The following is a 24878-nucleotide window of genomic DNA, read 5'->3' on the forward strand; positions in this document are numbered from 1 at the left end:
CAAAGGGGGACACAGCATTGAAGATCGGAACGCCAAAGGAAGTGCTTGAGGGCGAGAACAGGGTGGCGATGACGCCTGAATCGGCCCTGCAACTGCAAAAACTCGGCCATAGCTGCGCGATTGAGACCGGGGCGGGCGTGCGTGCCGGCTTCTCGGATGAGGCCTATCAAGAGGCCGGGGTGGAAATCGTCAAGACCGCCGCTGCGCTTTGGAAAAACAGCGATATCATCGCCAAGGTGCGCATTCCCACCGACACCGAGGTCAAGCGGCTGAGCGAAGGCCAGACCCTGATTTCGTTCTTCAATCCCGGCGGGAATGAAAAACAGCTCAAGATGGCCGCCGACAAGGGCGCGACCGTTGTGGCGATGGAAATGGTGCCCCGCATCAGCCGGGCCCAGAAGATGGATGCGCTCAGCTCGATGGCGAACATCGCCGGCTATCGCGCCGTGATCGAGGCCAGCAACAACTTCGGCCGCTTCTTCACCGGTCAGATCACCGCTGCGGGCAAGGTGCCCCCGGCCAAGGTGCTTGTGGTCGGCGCCGGCGTTGCCGGTCTGGCCGCGATCGGCACCTCGACCTCGCTTGGCGCGATCACCTATGCGTTCGACGTGCGCCCCGAAGTGGCCGAGCAGGTCGAATCGATGGGCGCAGAGTTCGTCTATCTGGATTTCGAGGAAGAGGCCAAGGACGGCGCCGCCACGGGCGGCTATGCCTCTGTCTCAAGCCCCGAGTTCCGCGAGGCGCAGCTTGCCAAGTTCCGCGAACTGGCCCCCGAGGTCGATATCGTGATCACCACGGCGCTTATCCCGAACCGCGAAGCGCCCGAGCTTTGGACCGAAGACATGGTCGCCTCGATGAAGCGCGGCTCGGTGATTGTCGATCTGGCGGCGGAAAAGGGCGGCAACTGCAAGCTGACCGTGATGGACGAGAAGATTGTCACCGACAACGGCGTGACGATCATCGGCTATACCGATTTCCCAAGCCGGATGGCGGCGCAGGCCTCGACGCTTTATGCCACCAACATCCGTCACATGATGACAGACCTCACGCCGGACAAGGACGGTGTCGTCAATCACAACATGGAAGATGACGTGATCCGGGGCGCGACCGTGACCCATGACCACGCCGTCACCTTCCCGCCGCCACCGCCCAAGGTGGCCGCGATTGCCGCGCAGCCCAAGAAGGAAACGCCAAAGGAGCTGACACCCGAGGAAAAGCGCGCCAAGGAAATGGCCGCTTTCAAGGCGCAGACCAAAAATCAGGTTACCCTGCTCGTGGTCGGGGCTGTCCTGCTTTTGAGTGTGGGGCTTGTCGCCCCGGCCAGCTTCATGCAGCACTTCATCGTCTTCGTGCTGGCGGTTTTCGTTGGCTTCCAGGTGATCTGGAACGTGTCGCATTCGCTGCATACGCCGCTGATGGCGGTCACCAATGCGATTTCGTCGATCATCATTCTTGGCGCGCTGATGCAGATCGGATCGGGGTCTTTCCTCGTGATTTTGCTTGCCGCGCTCTCGGTCTTCATGGCCGGTATCAACATATTCGGCGGTTTCATGGTCACACGGCGCATGCTCGCCATGTTCCAGAAATCGTAAGGGGGCAGGTCTAATGGATTACGGTTTTACAACGGCCGCATATGTGGTCGCGGCTATCCTTTTCATCCTGAGCCTTGGCGGTCTGTCGGGTCAGGAAAGCGCAAAACGCGCGGTCTGGTATGGCATTGCAGGCATGGCTCTGGCCGTGGCGGCAACGCTTGTTGGCCCCGGCTCGGGTCTTTGGGTCTTGTCTGCGGTGCTGATCGCGGCGGGCGGGACCATCGGTTATTTCGTGGCGCAACGCGTGCAGATGACCGAGATGCCACAGCTTGTGGCGGCAATGCACAGCCTTGTCGGCCTTGCCGCCGTCTTCGTGGGGTTCAACGCGCATATCGAGCTGAACAATGTTCTGGCCATGAGCCATGACGCGCGCGAGGGCCTGGAAGGATTTGCGGCGCTTCTGGCCCATAAATCCCCGGTCGAGCAGTCGATCCTGCGGGTCGAGGTGTTTCTCGGCATCTTCATCGGGGCGGTGACATTCACCGGCTCGATCATCGCCTATGGCAAGCTTGCGGGCAAGGTCGACACGGCGGCGAAAAAGCTGCCCGGCGGTCATGTCCTTAATGCCAGTGCTGCGACGATTTCGGTGCTCTGCCTGATCTGGTACTTCAACACCGGTGGCTTTTTGCCGCTGGCCCTGATGACGCTTGCGGCGCTGTTCATCGGCTATCACCTGATCATGGGCATCGGCGGCGCCGACATGCCCGTGGTTGTGTCGATGCTCAACAGCTATTCCGGCTGGGCGGCGGCGGCGATCGGGTTCAGCCTTGGCAATGACCTCTTGATCGTGGTCGGCGCGCTTGTCGGCTCGTCCGGTGCGATCCTGTCGTACATCATGTGCAAGGCGATGAACCGTTCGTTCATCTCTGTGATCCTCGGCGGCTTTGGTGGCCCCGCAGGCGAGCAGATGGCGGTTGAAGGCGAGCAGATCGCGATTGACGCCGATGGCGTTGCCGCAGCTCTGAATGAGGCCGACAGCATCATCATCATCCCCGGCTATGGCATGGCCGTGGCGCAGGCCCAACAGGCGGTGAGCGAGCTTACCAGCAAGCTGCGTGCACGCGGCAAGAACGTGCGCTTTGCCATCCACCCGGTCGCGGGGCGTCTGCCGGGGCATATGAACGTGCTTCTGGCCGAAGCGCGTGTGCCCTATGACATCGTAATGGAAATGGACGAGATCAACGATGATTTCCCCAGCACGGATGTGGCCATCGTCATCGGCTCAAACGACATCGTGAACCCGGCCGCCCAGGAAGACCCCAACAGCCCCATCGCCGGCATGCCGGTTTTGGAATGCTGGAAGGCGAAACAGGTGTTCGTGTCCAAGCGCGGACAGGGTACCGGGTATTCCGGCATCGAAAACCCGCTGTTCTACAAGGAAAACACTCGCATGTTCTATGGCGACGCCAAGGACAGCGTGTCCAGCCTGTTGTCCAAGATCGACTGATCACGACATTGGACGGATCTTTGAAGGGGCGCTCTTAACGGGGCGCCCCTTTTGCATGCGATAGGCATGGCGTGACCGGCGGATTTTGAGTATTTTTGCCAAGAAGAAGCCCGAACCCTGTGCAGTATACGATTGTGTGCCGCTAAATCATTGGAATTTATGGAAAAACTCTTTTGTGGGCTCGGTGAAGCGGCTATGAAGCCGATGAGTTAAGGAGAGCGGCCCATGCCACCGATAGAAGACCATCCGCTGCGTTATGAGCTGGCCAACGAGTTGCACGCGCGCCCGTTTCCATCGCTGAGCGCGCCCTGTACGGCGGCCTATCTGGCGATCAAGCAGCCGCATGATGCGGCCAAACGGGATCGCGGGGCGGATTTGGCGCATCTTGTCGCTTTGCTTGATCGCTATGGCGCGGGCCATCCACAGCCCGGCGCGACGCATTATTCGGGCAAGATCGGGCGGCATGTCCTGAAGTGGGAAAGCCATACCGAATTTGTGACCTACACGGTGTTTACCGAAGGGGTTAGCACGCGCCCCTTTGATCCGGCTGATTTCGAGGTCTTTCCCGCCGAGTGGCTTGCCGCGTCGCCGGGGATGCGGGTGACCTCGGCCTTGATCCGGGTGACGCCCTGGAAGAACAAGGAGCAGACCCGCGATGAAACCGATCAGTGGTTTGTCTCGGAAAGCGTGGCGGTGGCGCGGGTGCTGGATGATGCGGCCGTGATCGCGGGGGATTTCCGGATTGATACGGCGGGGCATCTGCGGTTTTCGGTGAGCGTCGCCCCGAACACCGGTGCGCGCCGGATCGGGCGGATCGTGCAGCGTCTGTGCGAGATCGAGACCTATAAGTCGATGTCGATGCTGGGCTTTGCGCGGGTGCGCGAAATGGGTCGCCAGATGGGCGAGACCGACAGCCAGCTGAGCCGTCTGATCGGCGATATGACCGGCGGCACGCAGCCCGCCGAGGAAACGCTTCAGGATTTGCTGCATGTATCGGCCGAGCTTGAATCGCTGGTGGCGCAATCCTCGTTCCGCTTCGGCGCGACGGCCGCCTATGAGCAGATCGTCAATCAGCGCATCAGCGTGCTGCGCGAGGAACGCTTCGAGGGGCGCCAGACCTTCGCCGAGTTCATGATGCGCCGCTACGAGCCCGCGATGCGCACGGTGCGCGCCACCAAGGAAAGGCTGGATGCCATGGCGGATCGGGCGATGCGCGCGGGCGAGTTGCTGCGCACGCGGGTGGATGTGGAGCGCAGCGCGCAGAACCAGATTTTGCTGGAAAGCATGGACAAGCGCGCCGATCTGCAACTGCGTCTGCAGCGCACGGTTGAGGGGCTGTCTGTCGTCGCGATCAGCTATTACGCGGTGTCGCTGGCGGGCTATCTGCTTTATCCGCTGACCGGGGTTCTCGGGCTGAGCAAGGGGATGATCACCGCTGCGGTCACCCTTCCGGTGGTCGTGCTTGTCTGGTGGATGGTACAGCGTATTCGCAAAAAGCTTCATTGATCATTTGCGCTCGAAGGCAGACGATGTAAGCTCGGGCTTTCAAGCGCGAGGTCATGCCAATGCCTTTTCCCGATTTCATTATGGGTTTTCCAGCAATCGACGTGCCGTTTTCCGAAGATGTCGTGCAGACCCGCGCGATCCGCTCGGATGATGGTCTATGCGTCTTTTTCACCTTCCTGCAGGATATGGAATTGCCGCCCCATAGCCACGGGGCGCAGTGGGGCACCGTGGTCGAGGGCGAGATCGAGTTCACCATCGGGGGCGAAACCCGGACCTATGGCCCCGGTGACAGCTATTGCATTCCCGCCGACGTGGTGCATGGCGCGATGATCAAGGCGGGCACGCGCGTGATCGACGTCTTCTCAGAGCCGGATCGCTATCCGATCAAAACGCCATAGCCCTTTCGCGCGCGGCGCGCCCGCAAGAGCGCGAAGAGCGGCTCAGGTGATATAATGCAGCGCGTCGAAACCCTGACGCCAGGCCGAAACCTCTGGCAAAAGCGCGCTCGCGTCATTGCTGCGCAGCGCCTGTGCGATAAGCCCTGCCATGCGCGGGGCGTCATCCGGGGTTACCCCCCACCGCACCAGTTCCGGCGTGCCGATGCGCAAGCCGTTCATGTCCCCCGCCACCGGATCAATCGGAAGGCCGATACCACAGGCCAGAAACCCGGCCTTGCGCAGGGTCTTTGACGCCGCCTGACCGCCGCCAAACCCGGCGGCTGCAATCGCGAACTGATGCGAATTGGTGGCCCCCTGCGCACCCTTGAACACCGGCAGCCCCTCGGCCTCCAGAGCGGCGGCAAGCGCTTGCGCCACGGCCACCATCTGCGCTGCGTAGGCCACGCCATGGGCGCGCCAGTCGAGCAACGTCACCGCCAAAGCCGCCGATTTGGCCGCGTCGAAATTGGCCGTCATGCCCGGAAAGGCAATCGCATCAAGGCGCTCGGCAAGGGCGGCGTCATTGCTGACGATCAAGCCGCCCGCCGGGCCGCCAAGGCTTTTATAGGTGCTCATTGTCATCATATGCGCGCCCTCGGCCAGTGGGTTGCGCCAGGCCTTGCCGGCGATGATCCCGCATTGATGTGCCGCATCAAACAACAGCTTCGCGCCGACCTCATCGGCAATCGCGCGGACCTCGCGCACCGGATGTTCAAACAGATTGAGGCTGGCGCCAAGCGTGATCAGTTTTGGGCGCTCCTTGCGCGCCAGGTCTGCCAGACCGGCCAGATCGACGGTATAGCCATCTGAATCGACCGGCGCCTCGATGATCTGCAGCCCATAAAGCCCGGCACAGCCGCCCGCATGATGTGTCACATGCCCGCCGACGCTGGCCGGGGGGGCGATGATCGTATCGCCGGGTTTGCAGGTCGCCATGAAGCCGTAGAGATTGGCAATCGCGCCCGAGGGCACGCGGATTTCGGCAAACTTGGCCTCGAATACTTCGGCGGCGAGGCTGGCGGCAATCACCTCGATTTCCTCGATCGCCTCAAGCCCCATTTCGTACTTATCCCCCGGATAGCCAAGCGAAGGCCGCGAGCCGATGCCGCTGGCCAAAAGCGCCTCGGCGCGTGGGTTCATCACGTTGGTGGCGGGGTTGAGGTTGAAGCACTCGGCCTCGTGGATGCGCCGATTGTTGGCGGCAAGCGCCTCGATACGGGCGGCGATACTTGCGCTGTCCTCGGCCTCCGTGCGCGCGGCAAGGGTTTGAACAAGGTCTTCGCAGTGGGCAGGCACCCAAGCGCGGCGGGCCAATGTCATTTTGAAATCTCCCTGACTGGTTTGCGTCACTCTGGCGCGCGGCGGCTTGCCTGCGCAAATCAGATTATGTAAAAATCAGCTTAGAAAAACTAAGGCTAGATAAATGTCCGTTTCCCCGCCGCGCCCCAAGGGCCCGCCGCTCAACGCCCTGCGCGCCTTTGAGGCCGCGGCGCGGCTTGGCGGCTTTGCCAATGCCGCTGACGAGCTTTGCGTGACGCCGGGGGCGGTGTCGCAGCATATCAAGGCGCTTGAGGAGTGGATCGGGGCCGATCTCTTTGAGCGCCGCTCGCAGGGCGTGCGCCTGAGTGCCTTTGGTGCCGAGGTCGCACCCGGATTTGCCGAGGCCTTCGATGCAATGGGCGCGGCGGTGCATGGCATGCGCGCGGCGGCGCGCCACAAGACCCTGCATATCGCGGCCCTGCCGAGCGTGGCGCAGCTTTGGCTTTCGCCGCGCCTGCCAAAGGTACGCGCGGCCTTGCCAGAGTTAAGCATTTCGGTCTCGGCGGTTGAGGCCCCGCCCAATCTTGCGCGCGAATTGTTTGACTTGAGCCTGTTCATCCGCCGCCCCACCGGGGGCCTGCGCGAAACGGTTCTGGCGGAGGATGTGATCTTTCCGGTTTGCACGTCGGTGATTGCCGCGCGCCTTCATGGGCCCGCCGACCTCATGAATGAGACGCTGTTGCATGACGCGCTCTGGCCCGAGGATTGGGCGATCTGGGGCAAGGCTGCGCTGCCCGGTCAGACCCTGCCGGACAAGGGCCCGCGCTTTTCGCTTTATAGCATTGCCTTGGAAGAGGCGCGCAACGGCGCGGGTGTTCTGATGGGGCATCAGTCGCTGGTAGAGGCGGCGCTTGCGCGTGGTGATCTTGTGGCACCCTTTGCCGAAAAGGTCGAAACCGGCAAGGCCCTGGTGCTTGATCGGGCGGGCTTTGAGGGCGGGCCAAATCACCTGGCGCAGGTTCTGACGTTGCTGCAAGAGGCGTGAAGCGTGCCATTCGCCTCTGGCCAATGCCGCCCGGCTGCGCTATCCGGGCCGGGCTATAGCCGCGAAAAGGGGGCAGCTGATGTCCGACACTGTGCCATTTGAAAAACCCGGCCCCGTCGAGGCCAACCTCAAGAGCGCGATTGCGTCGACCGAAGAGATCATCGTCGAGGCCCGCGCCGGGCGGATGTTCATCCTTGTCGATCACGAGGACCGCGAGAACGAAGGCGACCTTGTGATTGCCGCCGAATTCGCCACGCCCGAGGCGATCAATTTCATGGCCATGCACGGGCGCGGTTTGATCTGTCTGCCGATGACCTCCGAGCGGGTTGACCGGCTTGGCCTGCCGATGATGGCGGTCAACAATTCGTCTCGCCACGAGACCCCGTTCACCGTGTCGATCGAGGCGCGCGAAGGCGTGAGCACCGGGATTTCGGCCGCCGACCGCGCGCTGACCGTCGCCGTGGCGATCAATGAACAGAACACCATGGCGGCGCTATCGACGCCCGGCCATATCTTTCCGCTGCGTGCACGCGCGGGCGGCGTCTTGATCCGTGCGGGTCATACCGAGGCGGCGGTCGATATTTCGCGTCTGGCCGGGCTGAACCCCGCTGGCGTGATCTGTGAAATCCTGAAGGAAGACGGCACCATGGCGCGGCTGCCGGATCTGATCGGTTTTGGCGAAAAGCATGGTCTCAAGATCGGCACGATTTCCGACCTCATCGCCTATCGCCACAAGCATGACAACCTGATCACCGAAGTGCGCCACGAGACCGTCGAGTCGAGCCATGGTGGTACCTGGGAGATGCGGATTTTTGCCGACCAGATCACCGGCACCGAGCATGTCGTGCTGAGCAAGGGCGACATCACCGACGGCAAGCCGGTGCTGGCGCGCACCCATGCGCTCAACGCTCTTGAGGATGTGCTTGGCATTGGCCTTGAGGCGTCTGCCAAGGGCGGGCCGACCGGCAAGCTGACCCGCGCGATGGAGATCATCGCGGCCGAGGGGCGCGGCGCCGTGTTCCTGTTTCGCCAGCCCCGCCCGAAGCTTTCGGGCGAGATGGAGGATGACGACACCCCGCGCACGATCAAACAGACCGGGCTTGGCGCGCAGATCATGTCGACCATGGGTGTGCACGATCTGATCCTTTTGACCGATAGCCCCCAGACCCGGTATCTTGGCCTTGATGCCTATGGCATTTCCATCACCGGCACCCGCCCCATCACATAGGTTGATCCAAAATGGCCGAAAAAGAATATTGCCTGCCGCGCGCTGAATTTGACAAGCCGGTCAAACTGCTCATCGTGGTGGCGCCGTTTTACCGCGATATCGCCGATAACCTGATCGCCGGTGCACAGTCGGAAATCGAAGCTTCTGGCGGCACCTGGGATCTGGTCGAAGTGCCCGGCGCGCTTGAATTGCCCACCGCCATCGGCATTGCCGAGCGGATGTCGAACTTTGACGGCTACGTCGCGCTTGGCTGTGTGATTCGGGGCGAGACCACGCATTACGAGACCGTCTGTAACGACAGCTCGCGCGGGATCACCCTGCTGGGGCTTCAGGGGCTGTGCATCGGCAATGGCATCCTGACGGTGGAAAATCGCGCCCAGGCCGAAGTGCGCGCCGACCCGAAAGCGATGAACAAAGGGGCAGGGGCGGCGGCCGCGGCCTTGCATCTTATCGCGCTCAGCCGTAAGTGGGGCGCTTCGCGCAAGGGCGTGGGGTTTGTTCCCTCGACCGAAGAATACAAGCTGGCAGGCGAGCCGAAGGATACCCCCAAAGCATGACGACCCCCGATCTCGAGAATAACGGCCCGGTCTCTGGCAACCAGAAACGCAAAATGCGCTCTGCGGCGCGGCTTTATGCGGTGCAGGCGCTGTTTCAGATGGAGCATTCGAACCAGACCGTCGATGCGGTCTGTGCGGAATTCCTTGAGCACCGGTTCGGCGCCGAAGTGGATGAGGGCGTGGACATGGCCGAGGGCGATGTCGATCTGTTTCGCACCCTGCTTGAGGATTCGGTCAACTGGCAGGCGCGGATCGACCAGATGACCGATCGTGCGCTGGTGGCCAAATGGCCGATTGCGCGGATTGACCCGACCTTGCGCGCCCTCTTTCGCGCAGCAGGCGCCGAAATGACCCAATCCGACACGCCGCCGCGCGTGGTGATCATGGAATACGTCGATGTTGCCAAGGCGTTTTATCCCGATGGCAAGGAGGCGAAATTCGTCAACGCCGTGCTTGATCACATGGCGCATGAGGCCAAACCCGAGGGGTTTTGACCTGCGGGGCGTTTCCAGACGGAGCGCGCCAGGGCGCGCAGGTTTTTTGCGAGAGTGAATGAGGGGCGCTGCCCCTCAAACTCCCCGGAGTGTTTTTGCCAAGAAGAAGCAGGCGCCGCTTTTCGGGCGAAAAAGCGCGCGTCTTAACGCTAAGTTAGCCATTTTCTTGGGAAGATGGGAGAAATCGGTTATACTTGCAACACACCGTCGAAGGATTCGCCCTAATGCCCAAGCTCGTTCGCCTCTACATTACGCAGGTTGCCATTGGATTTGGCCTTGCCGGTGTGTTTGTGGCGATGCTCTTGTGGTTCAATATCGCAAATCTTTGGCATCTGGTCACCCATTCCGACAAGGGCCTGCTCGCCGTTGCCATCCTTTGGTTTGCCAATGGGATCGTCTTTGCGGGGGTTCAGTTTGGCATTGCCGTGATGCGGATGAAGGATGACGACGATGACGAGCCACGCGGCGGTCACCGCCAGCATCTTATGCAGCGTGAGTATGCGGTGATCCCGATCCCCGTGAATCAGGGGCGAAAGAACAACGCTTGGCGCAGGCGCTAAGGCGCCTATCCTTCAAACGTATCAAATCCTGAAGAGACGACCGGCGGAAAAGGTGTGACGGGCCCGCACGCAGCCGTTTGGTTATCTCATTCCCGAGGACCTGTATGTACAGGTGGGCACCGGTTAAACGGACCACGGTCCGGACAGAGCCAGCTCCCTCGGAATTGCTTAAGGCCACCGGAATGCAACCGTTCACGAGAAGGGCAGCACCCGCCACAGATCATAGTTAGGGCTTGCAGAGCGCCACGACAAGGGGTTGATTGCGTTCGTGGTTTGTTCATAATTCACATATGGAGCAAATCAGCGATCAAACCCTGCTGCCGGGGCAACTTCTGGCGCGCGGCGTGTGCCGCCATCTGCGCAGTCATGACTTTGATTCCATTGTGGAATTCACCCCGGAACGGGGGCGGCGTGTGGATGTTATGGCGCTTGGCCCCAAGGGGGAAATCTGGGTGGTAGAGTGCAAGTCAAGCCGCGCCGATTTCATGTCGGATGGCAAGTGGCAGGGCTATCTGCAATGGTGCGACCGATACTTTTGGGCGGTCGACTCGGATTTTCCGGTCGAGTTGCTGCCCGATGGCACCGGATTGATCATGGCCGATTCCTATAGCGCCGAGATTATTCGGATGGGGCCTGAAACCCGCCTTGCGGCGGCACGGCGGGCGGCGCTTACGCGCAGGTTTGCCCGCCATGCGGCGCGGCGCCTGCAGTCGGTGCTTGATCCGCGCTTATGAGGATTTGGCACGCGCCGCCTTGGCCGAAGATATCAGTTCAGAGGCGATTTCCTCGGCCTCTTCCGGGGTGAAATCCATTGGGATTTCAACGCCTTGACCTTCAACGTAAAGACGCACCATGCCTTGATCGGTTGGCCCGATTTGCAGGTTTGCTTCGATATAGCTTTCGCTGTTGATGCCCATGGCTGCCTCCTTGAAACAGGCGATGAGCTACTCTTTTCCCTCTTGCTTGGCAAGCGCCTTCGCGGTTTGCCGGGCCACGCGGTCAGAGGTTTTCCCGCCCTGCGCTTGCCAGGTGCAAGGCGGCTGCGCCCGTCTTGACCGGACATTGTTGAACAAAGCTTGGAAATCACGCTCTAAGAGGCTTGCAATCGGGCGTGGGAAAAGCTAATTCGCCCCCCAGTGCCGCCTTAGCTCAGTTGGTTAGAGCGCTGGATTGTGGATCCAGAGGTCCCCCGTTCAAGCCGGGGAGGCGGTACCATCCCACCCTATGATTTAATTGACCGGTGCGATCGTCACGCTTTGGCGCAGGGTTCCGCTGTCGCGGTCATAAATCAGAATGCGGTCATCGGTGGTGACAATCGCATACCATCCGGTGCCTTGGGTAAAGGCCGTGGCGCGCGCGCCGTCGGGCAGGGTGACCGCCTCTGGCAGGCTTGGTGCGTCATTGCCCCAGAAGCGGATGACAAACAGTGTAATGATCACTAGAAGGCCAACAATCATCGTGGCGGTCAGTGTCGTGACCAGCCGCGTCAGAAATTTCAGCATCGCCGGGTTGACCGGCTGAGGGGTATCATCCATGGGCCAGGCCCCGCTTAGCTTCGAGATCGAAAGTGATCCGCCTGCGCGCCTTGATAAGGCGCTTTCGCGCGATGTGCCAGAGGCGGCGAACCTGTCGCGCACCCGGCTCATGCGGTTGATCGCCGAGGGTTTGGTGACGTTGAACGGCGTCGTGGTGCAAGACGCCAAGGCCCGTGTCGCCGAGGGCGACGTGGTTGAAATCACCGTGCCGGAGGCCCGCGAAAGCCATATCGGCGCAGAGGATATTCCGCTTGAGGTGGTCTATGAGGATGACGACCTGATCGTGATCAACAAACCCGTCGGCATGGTGGTGCATCCGGCCCCTGGCACGCCCGAGGGCACGCTGGTGAATGCGCTGTTGCATCATTGCGGTGACACCCTGTCGGGTGTGGGCGGCGCCAAGCGGCCCGGCATCGTGCACCGGATCGACAAGGACACCAGCGGCCTTTTGGTGGTGGCCAAATCCGACGCGGCGCATCACGGGCTTGCGGCGCAATTTGAGGCCCATACCGTCGAGCGCTATTACCGGGCCATCGTGCATGGCGCCCCCGAGGCCAGCGATCCGCGGCTGCGCGGGGTGCGCGGCGTCAGTTTCGAGTCGGGCAATGTGATTCGTATCATCACCCAGCTGGCGCGCCACAAGACCGACCGCCAGCGTCAGGCGGTGCTGTTTCACGGCGGTCGCCATGCGGTGACCCGCGCCCGCGTGGTCGAAACCTTTGGCACCCCGGCCACGGTGAGCCTTGTGGAATGCTGGCTTGAAACCGGGCGCACCCATCAGATCAGGGTACATCTGACCTATGCCGGTCACGGACTTATCGGCGATCCGGTTTATGGCGGGCGGCGCAAGCTCTCGGAAAAGGCGCTGTCGTCGGCCGGGATCGAGGCGGCGCGCGATTTCCCGCGTCAGGCGTTGCATGCGGCGATCTTGGGGTTCACCCATCCGGTGAGCGGCGAAGAAATGCGCTTTGAGGCGCCGTTGCCTCCTGATATGAGCGCCCTGATCGAGGCGCTCAGAGGCGATAGGTCGGTCGGTGCGTTCCTGGAAACTGAGTGAAATCAATTTGCAGCGACGGAAAGATGTTAAATTCACGTTAAACTATATGACCTACCAAGCCTTGAAAGGGGCGGCGTGACTTCCTAGGTCAATGTTAACGATATAAACATCAAGAGGGATGAAGCCATGGGCAATTATAAAAATCTGCCGGCTCCGACACCAGAAGGCGGGTTGAACCGCTATATGCAGGAAATCCGCAAGTTCCCACTTCTGGAACCGGAAGAAGAATACATGCTGGCCAAGCGTTGGGTCGAGGAACAAGACACCGAGGCGGCGCATAAGATGGTCACCAGCCACCTGCGCCTCGCGGCCAAGATCGCCATGGGCTATCGTGGCTATGGTCTGCCGCAGGCCGAGGTGATTTCCGAGGCGAACGTCGGCCTGATGCAGGCGGTCAAACGCTTTGATCCCGAGCGCGGCTTTCGCCTTGCGACCTATGCCATGTGGTGGATTCGCGCCAGCATCCAGGAATATATCCTGCGCAGCTGGTCATTGGTAAAGCTGGGCACGACGAGTGCGCAGAAAAAGCTGTTTTTCAACCTGCGCAAGGCCAAGGCCAAGATCGGCGCGTTTGAAGACGGCGACATGCGCCCGGATGTGGTCAAGAAAATCGCGACCGACCTTGGCGTGACCGAGGCCGAAGTCATTAGCATGAACCAGCGGATGGCCGGTGCGGATGCCTCTCTTAACGCCACGGTTGGCTCCGAGGGCGAGGGCACCATGCAATGGCAGGACTGGCTTGAGGATGAACATGCCGATCAGGCCGGCGATTACGAGCGTGCCGACGAACTTGGGGCGCGCCGCGAACTGCTGAGCGAGGCGATGGATGTGCTCAATGAGCGCGAGCGCGATATCCTGACCCAACGCCGCCTGAGCGAAAAGGCGGTCACGCTGGAGGATCTGAGCGGCTCGTATGACGTCAGCCGCGAGCGTATCCGCCAGATCGAGGTGCGCGCCTTTGAAAAGCTGCAAAAGCGGATGCGCGCGCTTGCGCAGGAAAAAGGCATGCTCGCCTCTGCATAACCCTTGGTGTGCGCCGTGATTCCAAGTAGGTTCTGCCGTAAGGCGAGGGGCTGTGGATCTTGGGGCATGCGATGGAAATGGCGGCGCGCAGGGGGGGCGGGGAAGCGGCGGCGTGCAAGCGCCGGAGCCGCATCACACTGGCCCTCTGCGCGCTGCTTTTGACGCTCTCGGCCTGTTCCGAGCGCATGACAGCCGAGCGCGCCGCGCCGCACCCCGACGCGCAAATCCAACCGATCTATGTGGCGACCGAACGCGAGCTGGATCAGACCGGACCGATTTTCGGCCTCAAGCGCCCAAGCGGCCTGAAGTATTTCCGCACCGATATATCTGTGCCCCCCAGCCATCAAATCGGGGTCATTGAATGGCCCGAGGGCCGCACCGATGCGGCCAGCGATTTCGTGGTGACCGGAACACAGGTGTTTGACGGGCCGGGGCAGATGCTTGGCGATATCCGCCGCACCGAACCGGGGCGCGAAACGCTGGTCTTCATTCACGGCTATAACAATACCCTGTCGGAATCGATGTACCGTTTGGCCCAGATCCAGACCGATTTTGCGACCGGCATGCCCGCTGTGCTGTTTTCATGGCCCTCGGCGGGCGATCCGCGGGGTTATATCTATGACCGCGACAGCGTGCTGTTTGCGCGCGACGATCTTGTCACGCTGCTTGACCGGCTGACGGCGCGGCCCGGCGACAAGGTGTTTCTGCTTGGCCACTCGATGGGCTCGCATCTCACGATGGAGGCCCTGCGTCAGGCCAAGCTAAGCGGCAACACCCGGCTTTTGTCGCGCGTCAGCGGCGTGACCCTGATGTCGCCGGATATCGACCCGGATCTGTTTGACCGTCAGGCCGAGGTGATCGGCAAGCTGCCGCAACCCTTCCTGATCTTCATCTCGAAACAGGATCGTGCCCTAAGTCTGGCTGGGTTCATAACCGGGAGCAAAGCGCGGCTTGGGGTGATCGACGAGGCCGAAAAGGTCACCCGCCCGGATGTCACAGTGATTGATTTCACCGAACTGGCCGATGGCAATAGCCTCAACCATTTCGTGCCCGTGACCTCGCCCGCGGCGATCCGGGTGTTGAACGGCATCATCTCGCAGGCCGGGCGCGAAGGCACCGGCTTCCTGCGAGATATGGCGCTAAAGCTGCCGAGCGCGCGGGCGGTGCGGCCTTAGTCTTCCATCGCCTCAAGCTGGTCGATAAAGCCAGAGATCATCGACAAGCCCTTGTCCCAGAACGCCGGGTCGCTGGCATCAAGGCCAAACGGCGCCAGCAATTCCTTGTGGTGCTTTGATCCGCCGGCCTTGAGCATGTCGAAATACTTTTCCTGGAAGCCCTCGGGGTTTTCCTCGTAGACCGCGTAGAGTGCGTTCACGAGGCCGTCGCCAAAGGCATAGGCATAGACGTAGAACGGCGAATGCACGAAATGCGGGATATAGGCCCAGAAGGTCTCGTATCCTTCGGCGAAATCAAACGCCGGTCCAAGGCTTTCGGCCTGCACCGACATCCAGAGCGCGTTGATATCGTCAGGCGTCAATTCGCCCTCGCGGCGGGCGGCGTGAAGCTTGCATTCAAAGTCGTAGAACGCGATCTGGCGCACGACGGTGTTGATCATATCCTCGACCTTGCCGGCCAGAAGCACCTTGCGCTCCTGGTCGGTCTTGGCCCCGTCAAGCATCTTGCGAAAGGTCAGCATTTCACCAAACACCGATGCGGTTTCCGCCAGCGTCAGCGGCGTGCTGGCGAGCAACTCGCCCTGATCGGCGGCCAGAACCTGATGCACGCCATGCCCAAGCTCATGCGCCAGCGTCATCACATCGCGCGGTTTCCCGAGGTAGTTGAGCATCACGTAGGGGTGCACATTGGTCACCGTCGGGTGGGCAAAGGCCCCCGGCGCCTTGCCGGTTTTCACCCCGGCGTCGATCCAGCCCTTCTCAAAGAACGGCTCTGCAAGATCGGCCATGCGCGGATCAAACGCGCCGTAGGCGTCCATCACGGTGGTGCGGGCGCTGTCCCAATCGACGATCTTGGTGCTTTCCATTGGCAGCGGCGCGTTGCGGTCCCATGTCTGCATCCGCTCAAGCCCAAGCCATTTGCGCTTGAGCTCGTAATAGCGGTGGCTGAGCTTCGGATAGGCCTCGACCACCGCGTTGCGCAGCGCCTCGACCACCTCGGGTTCGACATCGTTGCTGAGGTGCCGCCCGGTTTGCGCCGTGGGCATGCCGCGCCAGCGGTCGATGACCTCTTTTTCCTTGGCGGCGGTGTTATGGACGCGCGAAAACGTGCGGATATTCTCGCCGAACACGCGCGCCAACTCGTGACTGGCGGCCTCGCGCTTGCTGCGGTCCTGTTCGGTCAAGAGGTTCAGCGTGCCCTCGATGGTAAGATCCTCGCCATCGACGTTAAAGCTTAGGCCGGCGATGGTTTCGTCAAACAGCCTCTCCCAGGCATCACCGACCACCCCGAGATCATGCAGGAATTTTTCAAGCTCGTCAGACAGCTGATAGGGTTTCATCGCGCGAATGCGGTCAAGCACCGGCTTGTAACGCGCCAGATCGGCGTTCTCGGCATACATCGCCGCAAGCGGCTCTTCGGCGAGCCGGTTGAGTTCGAGCGAGAAAAACACCAGCGGCGTGGTGTAATTGGTCACCTTTTCCTGGCAATCGGACATGAATTTCGCCCGCCCGCCATCAATCGTAAGCTGGTAATAGCGCAGCCCGGCAAAGGACATGACCCGCCCGGCAATATTGCTTATCTTTTCGTCGCGATGCAGACATTCCAAAAGGCCGGCCGCATCAAGATCGGCCAGTTTGCCCTCGTAATCAGCAGCGAATTCGGCGCAGGCGGTTTCAAGCCAGTCGAGATCACGCTTGAGTTCGGGCGCGTCTTCACCGCTGTAAAGATCGCTCAGGTCCCATTCGGGCAGCTTTCCCAGATCCTTGTTGCCGGAACCGGCATTTGCGTCGCGGACGGGGAAAGGCAGATTGAACATGAGGCACCTCTTGTTGATTGTTGGCCCAAGACATAGGCCGCACCGCCGCGCGCCACAAGGGGCCGCTGTGGCGGGGTCAATCTCTTGCCATTTATGGGCGGCAGGCTAGGGTAGGCACAAACGCCAAAAGGGAAGTGACGCGATGAAATTTGCAAGATACGGCGCGCCGGGACAGGAAAAGCCCGCTCTCGTGGATAAGGCGGGACAGCTTCGCGATCTCTCGGGCGTGCTGCCCGATCTGGCGGGGGCGGTGCTTGGCGATCTGCCAAAGGTCAAACCCGAGAGCCTTCCGTTGGTCGAGGGCAACCCGCGCCTCGGCCCGCCGGTGGGCGATGTTGGCAAGCTGATCTGCATCGGCCTCAACTATATCGACCACGCCGCCGAACTTGGCGTCGATCCGCCCAAGGATCCGGTTGTCTTTCTCAAGGCAACCTCGGCGATCATCGGGCCGCATGACACCGTGGTTCTGCCGCGCGGATCGAAACGTGGCGATTGGGAGGTCGAGCTTGGCATCGTGATCGGCAAACGCGCCAAATACGTCAGCGAAGACAGCGCGCTTGATCACGTGGCCGGTTATACCATCGTCAATGATGTCTCCGAACGCGGTTTTCAGCTAGAGCGCTCTGGCCAATGGACCAAGGGCAAAAGTTGTGACACCTTCGGCCCGATGGGCCCCTGGCTCGTGACCCCGGACGAGATCGGCGATGTGCAGGCCCTTGATCTTTCGGTCGATGTGAACGGCGCGCGCATGCAAAGCGGCAACAGCCGGTTGATGATCTTTACCGTGGCCCAGATCGTGGCCTATCTCAGTGACCTGATGACGCTTGAACCGGGCGATGTCATCGCCACGGGCACGCCGCCGGGCGTTGGCATGGGGCATAAGCCGCCGCGCTATCTGTCTGCGGGTGACGAAATGGTGCTCAGGATTTCCGGGCTTGGTGAGCAACGCTCGCCTGTCGCGCAGGACCCGTAGCATTGCCATCGCCCGAGCCGAGGTAGAACTCGCAGAGCTGCTTGAACAGGCGGTCCCGCATCTCGGGGCTGTCCATCAGGGTCTCGTGGCGGCCGTTCTCGACAAGCTCAAGGTGCCCGCCCGGCCAATGTGCCATGCGGTCATGCACCCGCGCCACATCGACGATCTGTTCGTTCGTGCCAAGCAGGGTAAGACAGGGCAGATCGGGCGAGGGGAGGCGTGCAAGCGCGCGGGTTTCGCTCAGCGCCTCGTGCAGCCACCGCAGGCTTGGCCCGCCGATCCCCAACTCGGGGTGGGCGTTGGCCTGATCTATCATGTATTGATACATCTCGCGATCATTGGTCAGCTTGTTGGTCTCGAACGGCTCGGTCAGAACATAGCTTTCAGGGGCGGTTCCGGGGGCGTAAAAGTGGCTCATGCCCAACTGTCGACTGCTCCAGGACAGCGACCATGCCACCGGGCGCAGGGCGTCTGACAGGGCGATCCCCCACATCGGGCCGGAAAAGGCAGCGCTTTGCACCTCGAGCCCCTGCATCACCGCGCGCAACCCGATACAGCCGCCCATCGAGTGCCCCAAAAGGTGCCAGGGTCGCGGCAGATCAAGCCGATGCGCCGCCTCGACCATCGCCGCCACATCCATCTGATAATCGGTGAAGTGATGCACATGACCCGACATCGCGTCGTCCCGAAGACGATCCGCAAGACCCTGACCGCGCCAGTCGATCACCAGCGTGCCATAGCCGCATCCGGCAAAATGCGCGGCGGCGTCGCCGTATTTCTCGATGTACTCGGTGCGCCCCGGAAACAGGAACACCGTGCCATTTTGCGCCGATCTGTACCAGAGACCGACACGGATGCGCACCCCGTCGGCGGTTGTCATCCACCACGCGGCGCCATCATCCGGGCCATTTGCAATCTCGGAATAGAGCGGCGCCTCTTTCATCAGGACAGCACGCTGCCAAGCTTCATCGCCATGCCCATGTCGCCGTCAACGGCCAGCTTGCCGGTCATGAAGGCGGCGGTCGGATCAAGATCGCCCGACAGGATCGACTCGAAGGTGTCCTGATCGGCGGTGAGGGTCACATCGGTCTCGGAATCATCCGCCCGCGCGCCGTTCGCGTCGATCACAATGGCGCCTTCGCCCTCGATCACGAATTTCGCTGTGCCGTCAAAGCCCTCGTTGCCCATTTTGCCATTCAATGCGGCCACGGCTGCGGTAATCACTTCGCTCATTTGCGGTTCCTTTCACAATTAGGGTGTCGGGGGTTTGCTTCCCGGCATTCTGCGCTAAACTCAACGCCGTTATGGGCAGAGTTTTTACCAACCTCAACCGTATCGTCACGGCACTTCTGGCGATAGTCACGTTTTCCCTACCTGCCTTGGCGGCGCCAAATGCGCGGCTCGACGGTTTGTTTGCGGCGCTGCAAGAGGCCGACGAGAAAGAAGCCCGCCGAATCGCCGGTGAAATCGAGCTTGAGTTAGAGAAATCCGGCTCGCCCGCGATGGATCTTTTGCTGCGCCGTGGGCGCGACGCGATCGAGGCGGGCGATACCGCGATGGCGATCGAACACCTGAGCGCGCTGATTGATCACGCGCCGGGCTTTGTCGAGGCCTGGCACCTGCGCTCGGTCGCGTTTTTCAAGGCGGATCGCTATGGGCTGGCGCTGTCGGATATCGAACATGCCCTCGCGCTTGAGCCGCGCCATTACAACGTGCTCTATGGTCTTGGTGTGCTGCTGAACGAAATGAATCAGCCCGATCTTGCGCAAGAGGCGTTTAGCCGTGTTCTTGCTATACATCCGCACCACGAGGACGTAACCAGCGCGATGGAAGACATCAAAAGCCAACTCGGCGGCGCAGACCTCTGATCAGGTAACGGGAGAGACGGCACATGGCCGAGCAGTCAAGAACCCTCGCGGTTCTGGGCCCGACAAATACCGGCAAGACGCATTATGCGATTGAACGGATGCTGGGCTATCGCACGGGTGTGATCGGCCTGCCGCTGCGTCTTTTGGCGCGCGAGGTCTATGACAAGATCGTCGCCCTGCGCGGCCCTTCGGTGGTGGCGCTTGTCACCGGCGAAGAGCGGATCGTGCCACCACGCGCGAAATACTGGGTCTGTACCGTCGAGGCGATGCCCGAGGGCATGGGGGCCGATTTCCTGGCGGTCGACGAAATCCAGCTTTGCGCCGATCCCGAGCGGGGCCACGTCTTTACCGACCGCCTGTTGCGGATGCGGGGCCTGCGCGAAACCCAGTTTCTTGGCAGCCACACCATGCGCCCGACAATTGCCGCGCTTGTGCCCGGTGTCGAGTTTCTGACCCGCGAGCGGATGTCGCAGCTGTCCTACGGTGGCCCCAAGAAGATAAGCAAAATGCCCGCCCGCAGCGCGATTGTCGGGTTTTCGGTGGAGAACGTCTATGCCATCGCCGAATTGCTGCGCCGCCAGAAGGGCGGGGCGGCGGTGGTGATGGGCGCGCTTTCCCCGCGCACCCGCAATGCGCAGGTTGACCTTTATCAAAACGGCGATGTCGATTATCTCGTGGCGACCGACGCCATCGGCATGGGGTTGAACCTTGATATCAATCACGTGGCGTTTTCCTCGCTTAGCAAGTTCGACGGCCAGCGGATGCGCATGCTTGCCCCCAACGAACTTGGCCAGATCGCCGGGCGCGCCGGGCGCGGCATGAGCCATGGCACCTTTGGCGTCACCGGCGAGGCCCGCGATCTTGATCCGGAAGTAGCCCAGGCGATCATGGATCACCGCTTTGCCCCGATCCGCAAGCTGGAGTGGCGCAATTCGAGCCTGCAATTTGGCACCACCTCGGCGCTTATCGGCGCGCTTGAGGCGCGCCCGGATCACGAATTGCTGGCGCGCGCCCGCGAGGCCGACGACCTTGGCGCGCTCAAGACCCTTGCCGCCCAGCCGGAAATCGCCGAACGCGCCATCGGTGGCCCGGACGTGCGGCTGTTGTGGGATGTCTGCCGCATCCCCGACTTCCGAAGCATCAGCCATGGCGAACATACCAACCTGTTGAACACGATCTTTCGCGATCTGCACAACCTTGGCCGGGTGCCCGACGACTGGCTTGCGCGCCAGGTCAAGCGCATCGACCGGACCGACGGCGATATTGACACATTGTCGAAACGGCTCGCCTATATCCGCACTTGGACCTATGTTGCGCAGCGAAAAGGCTGGGTTGATGACGAAAGCCATTGGCGCGGGGCGACGCGCGCTGTAGAAGACCGTCTGTCGGATGCGCTGCACGAGCGTCTGACCCAAAGATTTGTGGACCGGCGCACATCCGTGCTTTTGCGCCGGCTCAAGCAGAAGGAAGCCATGGTGGCCGAAGTGAACGAGAATGGTGACGTAACGGTCGAAGGCGAATTCGTCGGTCGGCTTGAGGGGTTCCGCTTTATCCAGGATAAAGCGGCTGTCGGTAACGAGGCGCGCACGCTTCAGCAGGCGAGCCTTTCGGCCCTTGCCCCGCATTTCCACCTCAAGGCGGACCGCTTTTACAACGCGCCCGACACCGAGATTGATTTCACCGAACAGGGCGGCCTGCTCTGGGGGAAAGAAGCGGTCGGCAAACTGGTTGCCGGCGCCGATCCTCTCAAGCCGCAGGTCGTGGCCTTTGTCGACGAAGAGGCCGGTGCGGACGTTGTACAAAAGGTGCAACGCCGCCTGCAGCACTTTATTGATCGCAAGATCGCCACCCTGTTTGAACCGCTTTTGAACATCCAGCGCGATGAAAGCCTCAGCGGCCTTGCACGCGGCTTTGGCTTTCGCCTTGTCGAGGGCTTCGGCATCCTGCCGCGCGGCGAGATCGCCGATGAGGTCAAGGCGCTTGATCAGGACGCCCGTGGCGCGCTGCGCAAGCACGGTATCCGCTTTGGTCAGTTCACGGTGTTCATGCCGATCCTGCTCAAGCCCGCGCCGACGCGTCTGCGGCTGGTGCTCTGGTCGCTGAGCAACGGGCTTGACGAATTCCCCGAGGCACCGCCGCCGGGCCTTGTGACCGTGCCGTCGAATGACAGCACCGCCAAGGGCTATCACACCATGTCGGGCTATCGTGCCGCCGGTGAGCGGGCGATTCGCATCGACATGCTGGAACGGCTCGCCGATATGCTGCGCTCCGAAGACAGCCGTGGCGGGTTCGAGGCCAAGCCGGACATGCTCTCGATCACCGGCATGACGCTGGAACAGTTCGCTGCCCTGATGCAGGGGCTTGGCTATAAGGCCGAGCGCGGCGAGCGTGAAAAGGTCAAGCCGGTCGATAAGGCCCTCGCCGAGGCCCCCGCCGATGCGGTTGCCGCGACAGAGGAGACACCGCCCGACACCGCCGCCGATATCGTCGAGGCGATCGCCGACGAAGGTGTCGCGCCAATTGCCGCCGATCCTACGCCCGAGGTCGAAGTGCCCGCCGAGGTCCCGGAAGCCGCCGAGGCCGAAATCGCCCCCGGCGAGACCGCCGAGCTGGCCGCGCCGGAACTTGAGGTGTTCTATACCTTCACCTGGGCCCCGCGCGCCAATCGTGCCCGCACCGAGCGCCCCGCAGGGGCCGGTCAACGCGACAAACCGGCCAAATCCGGCAAGCCGCGTGGCAAGCCCGGCAAAGGCAAACCCCGTGGCGCCCCGCAAGAGCAGGGGGCCAAGACCTTTAGCGCGCGGCCCGAGAAAAAAGACCGCATCGACCCCGACAACCCCTTCGCGGCCGCCCTCATGGGCCTTAAAACCAAAGGCTGACCTTGGCGGCGGACGGGGCGAAGATCCGGCTCGACAAATGGCTCTGGCATGCGCGGTTTTTCAAAACCCGCACGCTGGCCGCCAAAGAGGTTGCGGCCGGGCATGTGCGGGTCAACGGCACGCGCGTGTCCAAGACCGCCCATGCGGTTGCGCCTGACGATGTTCTGACCTTCGTGCAGGGGCGCGCCGCGCGGGTGGTGCGGGTCCTGGCCAGCGGCACCCGGCGCGGCCCCGCCCCCGAGGCGCAAATGCTCTATGATGACCTCGCGCCGCCAGTGCCCGAGGAAAACGTTCCGGCAGCGCCTAAATATGAGGGAAAAGGTCGCCCGACCAAGCGCGACCGGCGCAAACTCGATCTGAATAGGCCGGGAGCGCTTGAATGATCCGCGCCTCTGGATTAGGTGAAGCGCAAACCGCCAAGCATGAGAGACGGCCATGACCTATATCGTGAACGACAACTGCATCGCCTGTAAATACACCGACTGCGTCGAGGTATGCCCGGTGGATTGTTTTTACGAAGGTGAGAACATGCTGGTCATTCATCCCGATGAATGCATCGACTGTGGTGTTTGCGAGCCGGAATGCCCCGCCGACGCGATCCGCCCGGACACCGAGCCGGAAATGGAAAAATGGGTGGAATTCAACCGCAAGTACTCTGAAATGTGGCCGGTGATCATCACCAAGAAAGATCAGCTTCCCGATGCGGAAGAGCGCGACGGCGAGACTGGCAAGCTTGAGAAATACTTTTCCGAAGCCCCCGGCGAGGGCGGCTAAGCCCCGTAGTTTGGGCCTTTTGCCGAACCGATTCGTTTAGCTGGGCCGGGCCGACGGGCATTTCGACTGTTAAAACCGGGCAAAAACCCTGATTTTAAAGGCGTTACGGCCATTTATCATTGAGCGGCCTTTCGCGGGGGCGTTTTTTGTGGTATACATTTAAGGCAGATAAATAGATTTGCCCGGTTTCCATGCGCCCGTGTCACTGCTCGGGGCTGGAATTCTCTGCGCCAGATATACATATACCGTGGACCGTTCCGGCCCTTGGCGTGTATTTTTGCGTTTGTGAACGGGCGCCCCTTGCGAGGAAGACCTGAATGACGAAGTCCAGAAAGTCCGAATTCCGTCCTGACGATTATGTGGTTTATCCGGCTCACGGTGTGGGCCAGATCGTTTCGATCGAAGAACAGGAAATCGCCGGCATCACGCTGGAACTGTTCGTGATCTCGTTCGAAAAAGACAAGATGACCCTGCGGGTGCCGACCAACAAGGCAACCGAAATCGGCATGCGCAGCCTGTCCAGCCCCGATGTGGTCTCCAAGGCGATGACCACCCTCAAGGGCAAGGCCAAGGTCAAGCGCGCGATGTGGTCGCGCCGGGCGCAGGAATACGAGCAAAAGATCAACTCGGGCGATCTTATCGCGATTGCAGAGGTCGTGCGCGACCTGCACCGCGCCGACGATCAGCGCGAACAGAGCTACTCCGAGCGTCAGCTTTATGAAGCCGCGCTTGAGCGTCTGACCCGCGAAGTGGCCGCCGTAAGCGGTGGCGACGAGGTCTTGGCCGCCAAGCAGGTTGGTGACGTTCTGATATCGCGCGTCGCAGCCTAAGCTTTTGATCTGATTGGAAAGGGCCGTGCCGGATGGGTGCGGCCTTTTTCGTTTGCGGCTTAGCTCAGAAGGCTGAACAACACGGCGATTTCCGCGATCTGCTGGCTTGCGCCCAGGATATCGCCGGTCTGCCCGCCGATCTTGGCCCGCGCAATCGCGCCGACGCCAAGCGCCGCCAGACCGGCACAGAGCACCGCCGTGACGCCCGCGCCGCCGAGCATCACGACAGCAACGGCCCCGGCAAGCAGGCCCGCAAGCGCGGCGCTCATCGGTGCGACCCGTCCCACCCGGCGCGACAGTCCGCTGTCGCGCGCATGTGGCAGGGCGGCCATAAGCGCGGGCATCACCCCACGCGACAGGGTCGCCGCCACGATAAGCGCGAGTGCTGCCGTGGTCTGCGAGGTCTCGAACAACAGCCAGAGTGCGCCCCACCGCGCCCCAAGCGACAGGATCAGCGCCAGAACGCCATAGCTTCCGATATGGCTGTCTTTCATGATCTCAAGGCGCTTTTGCCGGTCCCATCCGCCCCAGAGCCCGTCTGCGGTATCGGCCAGCCCATCCTCGTGCATCGCCCCGCTCAGCACGATCAAAAGGCTGAGCGCGAAAAGGGCGGCCAGAGGCGCCGGAAGGCCGATCCACCCCGTGAAAAGCCCGCCAAATGCGGCCAGAGTGCCAAGCACGACGCCAACCAAAGGATAGGCCCAGGCCGCCTCTGCGCTGCGATCATAGGCGCGCACCGGCACCGGCAAACGGCTGAGCAGGCTAAGCGCCAGCGGCACATCTACGGCGCGGATCAGGGTCTTGTCGTTTTCCGTCATGGG

The 24878-nt window shown here is 61.7% G+C and carries 26 protein-coding genes and 1 tRNA gene; 20 read left to right on the forward strand and 7 right to left on the reverse strand.

Features of this window, described 5'->3' with window-relative positions; all coding sequences use genetic code 11:
• Nucleotides 1-17 precede the first annotated feature (17 nt).
• From ROG8370_RS07065 to ROG8370_RS07080, 4 genes are all read left to right on the forward strand, one after another.
• Nucleotides 18-1592 carry a Re/Si-specific NAD(P)(+) transhydrogenase subunit alpha gene (locus tag ROG8370_RS07065; protein ID WP_085826383.1) on the forward strand — a complete coding sequence of 525 codons (1575 nt, stop codon included), beginning with the start codon at nt 18-20 and terminating at the stop codon, nt 1590-1592.
• Between the two features lie 13 nt (nt 1593-1605).
• Entirely contained in the window at nt 1606-3039 is a 1434-nt protein-coding gene (locus ROG8370_RS07070; protein WP_085826384.1) for an NAD(P)(+) transhydrogenase (Re/Si-specific) subunit beta, read from the forward strand.
• A gap of 225 nt (nt 3040-3264) precedes the next feature.
• A complete protein-coding gene (locus tag ROG8370_RS07075) occupies nt 3265-4545 on the forward strand; it encodes a DUF3422 family protein (protein ID WP_085826385.1) in 1281 nt (426 codons plus the stop codon).
• 53 nt (nt 4546-4598) lie between these two features.
• Nucleotides 4599-4943, forward strand: coding sequence for a cupin domain-containing protein (locus ROG8370_RS07080; protein WP_245827247.1), 345 nt, complete (start codon nt 4599-4601; stop codon nt 4941-4943).
• 42 nt (nt 4944-4985) lie between these two features.
• On the opposite strand, the gene glyA is transcribed toward ROG8370_RS07080, so the two are convergent.
• On the reverse strand, nt 4986-6302 hold the full coding sequence (gene glyA, locus ROG8370_RS07085; RefSeq protein ID WP_085826453.1) for a serine hydroxymethyltransferase: 1317 nt from the start codon (nt 6300-6302) through the stop codon (nt 4986-4988).
• 103 nt (nt 6303-6405) lie between these two features.
• On the opposite strand from glyA, the gene ROG8370_RS07090 reads away from it, so the two are divergent.
• The 6 genes from ROG8370_RS07090 (at nt 6406) to ROG8370_RS07115 (ending at nt 10860) form a co-directional block, all read left to right on the forward strand.
• On the forward strand, nt 6406-7287 hold the full coding sequence (locus ROG8370_RS07090) for a LysR family transcriptional regulator (RefSeq protein ID WP_085826387.1): 882 nt from the start codon (nt 6406-6408) through the stop codon (nt 7285-7287).
• A 79-nt stretch (nt 7288-7366) separates the two neighbouring features.
• A complete protein-coding gene (ribB, locus tag ROG8370_RS07095; protein ID WP_085826388.1) occupies nt 7367-8515 on the forward strand; it encodes a 3,4-dihydroxy-2-butanone-4-phosphate synthase in 1149 nt (382 codons plus the stop codon).
• A gap of 11 nt (nt 8516-8526) precedes the next feature.
• A complete protein-coding gene (locus tag ROG8370_RS07100; RefSeq protein ID WP_085826389.1) occupies nt 8527-9072 on the forward strand; it encodes a 6,7-dimethyl-8-ribityllumazine synthase in 546 nt (181 codons plus the stop codon).
• Nucleotides 9069-9566: a transcription antitermination factor NusB gene (gene nusB / locus ROG8370_RS07105; RefSeq protein ID WP_085826390.1), complete on the forward strand. Its 498-nt coding sequence runs from the start codon at nt 9069-9071 to the stop codon at nt 9564-9566. Before ROG8370_RS07100 ends, nusB begins: the two co-directional genes overlap by 4 nt.
• A gap of 224 nt (nt 9567-9790) precedes the next feature.
• Complete coding sequence (locus ROG8370_RS07110; RefSeq protein ID WP_085826391.1) at nt 9791-10126, forward strand: hypothetical protein; 336 nt, start codon at nt 9791-9793, stop codon at nt 10124-10126.
• A gap of 290 nt (nt 10127-10416) precedes the next feature.
• Nucleotides 10417-10860, forward strand: coding sequence for an MmcB family DNA repair protein (locus ROG8370_RS07115; RefSeq protein WP_085826392.1), 444 nt, complete (start codon nt 10417-10419; stop codon nt 10858-10860).
• Here the strand turns inward: ROG8370_RS07115 and ROG8370_RS07120 are convergent.
• Nucleotides 10855-11043, reverse strand: coding sequence for a DUF6324 family protein (locus tag ROG8370_RS07120; RefSeq protein WP_085826393.1), 189 nt, complete (start codon nt 11041-11043; stop codon nt 10855-10857). The genes ROG8370_RS07115 and ROG8370_RS07120 overlap by 6 nt on opposite strands.
• Nucleotides 11044-11264: 221 nt before the next feature.
• Here ROG8370_RS07120 and ROG8370_RS07125 point away from each other — a divergent pair.
• Nucleotides 11265-11341: transfer RNA gene (locus ROG8370_RS07125), tRNA-His, on the forward strand.
• A 14-nt stretch (nt 11342-11355) separates the two neighbouring features.
• On the opposite strand, the gene ROG8370_RS07130 is transcribed toward ROG8370_RS07125, so the two are convergent.
• A complete protein-coding gene (locus ROG8370_RS07130; protein WP_085826394.1) occupies nt 11356-11661 on the reverse strand; it encodes a DUF6476 family protein in 306 nt (101 codons plus the stop codon).
• Here ROG8370_RS07130 and ROG8370_RS07135 point away from each other — a divergent pair.
• The 3 genes from ROG8370_RS07135 to ROG8370_RS07145 all read left to right on the forward strand — a co-directional run bounded on the left by ROG8370_RS07135 (nt 11660) and on the right by ROG8370_RS07145 (nt 14916).
• Entirely contained in the window at nt 11660-12718 is a 1059-nt protein-coding gene (locus ROG8370_RS07135; protein ID WP_085826395.1) for an RluA family pseudouridine synthase, read from the forward strand. The genes ROG8370_RS07130 and ROG8370_RS07135 overlap by 2 nt on opposite strands.
• Before the next feature lie 126 nt (nt 12719-12844).
• Nucleotides 12845-13741, forward strand: coding sequence for an RNA polymerase sigma factor RpoH (gene rpoH, locus ROG8370_RS07140; RefSeq protein WP_085826396.1), 897 nt, complete (start codon nt 12845-12847; stop codon nt 13739-13741).
• A 59-nt stretch (nt 13742-13800) separates the two neighbouring features.
• The gene (locus ROG8370_RS07145; RefSeq protein WP_245827249.1) at nt 13801-14916 is read left to right on the forward strand and encodes an alpha/beta hydrolase; all 1116 of its coding nucleotides are present in this window, start codon (nt 13801-13803) and stop codon (nt 14914-14916) included.
• On the opposite strand, the gene ROG8370_RS07150 is transcribed toward ROG8370_RS07145, so the two are convergent.
• A complete protein-coding gene (locus tag ROG8370_RS07150) occupies nt 14913-16733 on the reverse strand; it encodes a M3 family oligoendopeptidase (RefSeq protein WP_085826397.1) in 1821 nt (606 codons plus the stop codon). The two genes, ROG8370_RS07145 and ROG8370_RS07150, sit on opposite strands and share 4 nt — an antisense overlap.
• A 142-nt stretch (nt 16734-16875) precedes the next feature.
• Here ROG8370_RS07150 and ROG8370_RS07155 point away from each other — a divergent pair, with 142 nt between their 5' ends.
• The gene (locus ROG8370_RS07155; protein ID WP_085826398.1) at nt 16876-17706 is read left to right on the forward strand and encodes a fumarylacetoacetate hydrolase family protein; all 831 of its coding nucleotides are present in this window, start codon (nt 16876-16878) and stop codon (nt 17704-17706) included.
• On the opposite strand, the gene ROG8370_RS07160 is transcribed toward ROG8370_RS07155, so the two are convergent.
• Nucleotides 17654-18649, reverse strand: coding sequence for an alpha/beta fold hydrolase (locus ROG8370_RS07160; RefSeq protein WP_085826399.1), 996 nt, complete (start codon nt 18647-18649; stop codon nt 17654-17656). The genes ROG8370_RS07155 and ROG8370_RS07160 overlap by 53 nt on opposite strands.
• Nucleotides 18649-18939 (reverse strand): SCP2 sterol-binding domain-containing protein, encoded by a 291-nt coding sequence (locus ROG8370_RS07165; protein ID WP_085826400.1) that lies wholly within the window; start codon nt 18937-18939, stop codon nt 18649-18651. The genes ROG8370_RS07160 and ROG8370_RS07165 overlap by 1 nt, the downstream gene beginning before the upstream one ends.
• Before the next feature lie 71 nt (nt 18940-19010).
• On the opposite strand from ROG8370_RS07165, the gene ROG8370_RS07170 reads away from it, so the two are divergent.
• The 5 genes from ROG8370_RS07170 to ROG8370_RS07190 all read left to right on the forward strand — a co-directional run bounded on the left by ROG8370_RS07170 (nt 19011) and on the right by ROG8370_RS07190 (nt 24057).
• Complete coding sequence (locus ROG8370_RS07170; protein WP_085826401.1) at nt 19011-19574, forward strand: tetratricopeptide repeat protein; 564 nt, start codon at nt 19011-19013, stop codon at nt 19572-19574.
• A 23-nt stretch (nt 19575-19597) separates the two neighbouring features.
• Nucleotides 19598-22453, forward strand: a complete 2856-nt coding sequence (locus ROG8370_RS07175) for a helicase-related protein (protein WP_085826402.1) — start codon at nt 19598-19600, stop codon at nt 22451-22453.
• Between the two features lie 2 nt (nt 22454-22455).
• A complete protein-coding gene (locus tag ROG8370_RS07180) occupies nt 22456-22836 on the forward strand; it encodes an RNA-binding S4 domain-containing protein (protein ID WP_085826403.1) in 381 nt (126 codons plus the stop codon).
• 52 nt (nt 22837-22888) lie between these two features.
• Nucleotides 22889-23227 (forward strand): ferredoxin FdxA, encoded by a 339-nt coding sequence (fdxA, locus tag ROG8370_RS07185; protein ID WP_085826404.1) that lies wholly within the window; start codon nt 22889-22891, stop codon nt 23225-23227.
• A gap of 317 nt (nt 23228-23544) precedes the next feature.
• A complete protein-coding gene (locus ROG8370_RS07190; RefSeq protein WP_085826405.1) occupies nt 23545-24057 on the forward strand; it encodes a CarD family transcriptional regulator in 513 nt (170 codons plus the stop codon).
• A 59-nt stretch (nt 24058-24116) separates the two neighbouring features.
• On the opposite strand, the gene cobS is transcribed toward ROG8370_RS07190, so the two are convergent.
• Nucleotides 24117-24875, reverse strand: coding sequence for an adenosylcobinamide-GDP ribazoletransferase (gene cobS / locus ROG8370_RS07195; protein WP_085826406.1), 759 nt, complete (start codon nt 24873-24875; stop codon nt 24117-24119).
• Between the last annotated feature and the right edge of the window lie 3 nt (nt 24876-24878).

This window comes from Roseovarius gaetbuli (assembly GCF_900172365.1).
Lineage (GTDB): Bacteria > Pseudomonadota > Alphaproteobacteria > Rhodobacterales > Rhodobacteraceae > Roseovarius > Roseovarius gaetbuli.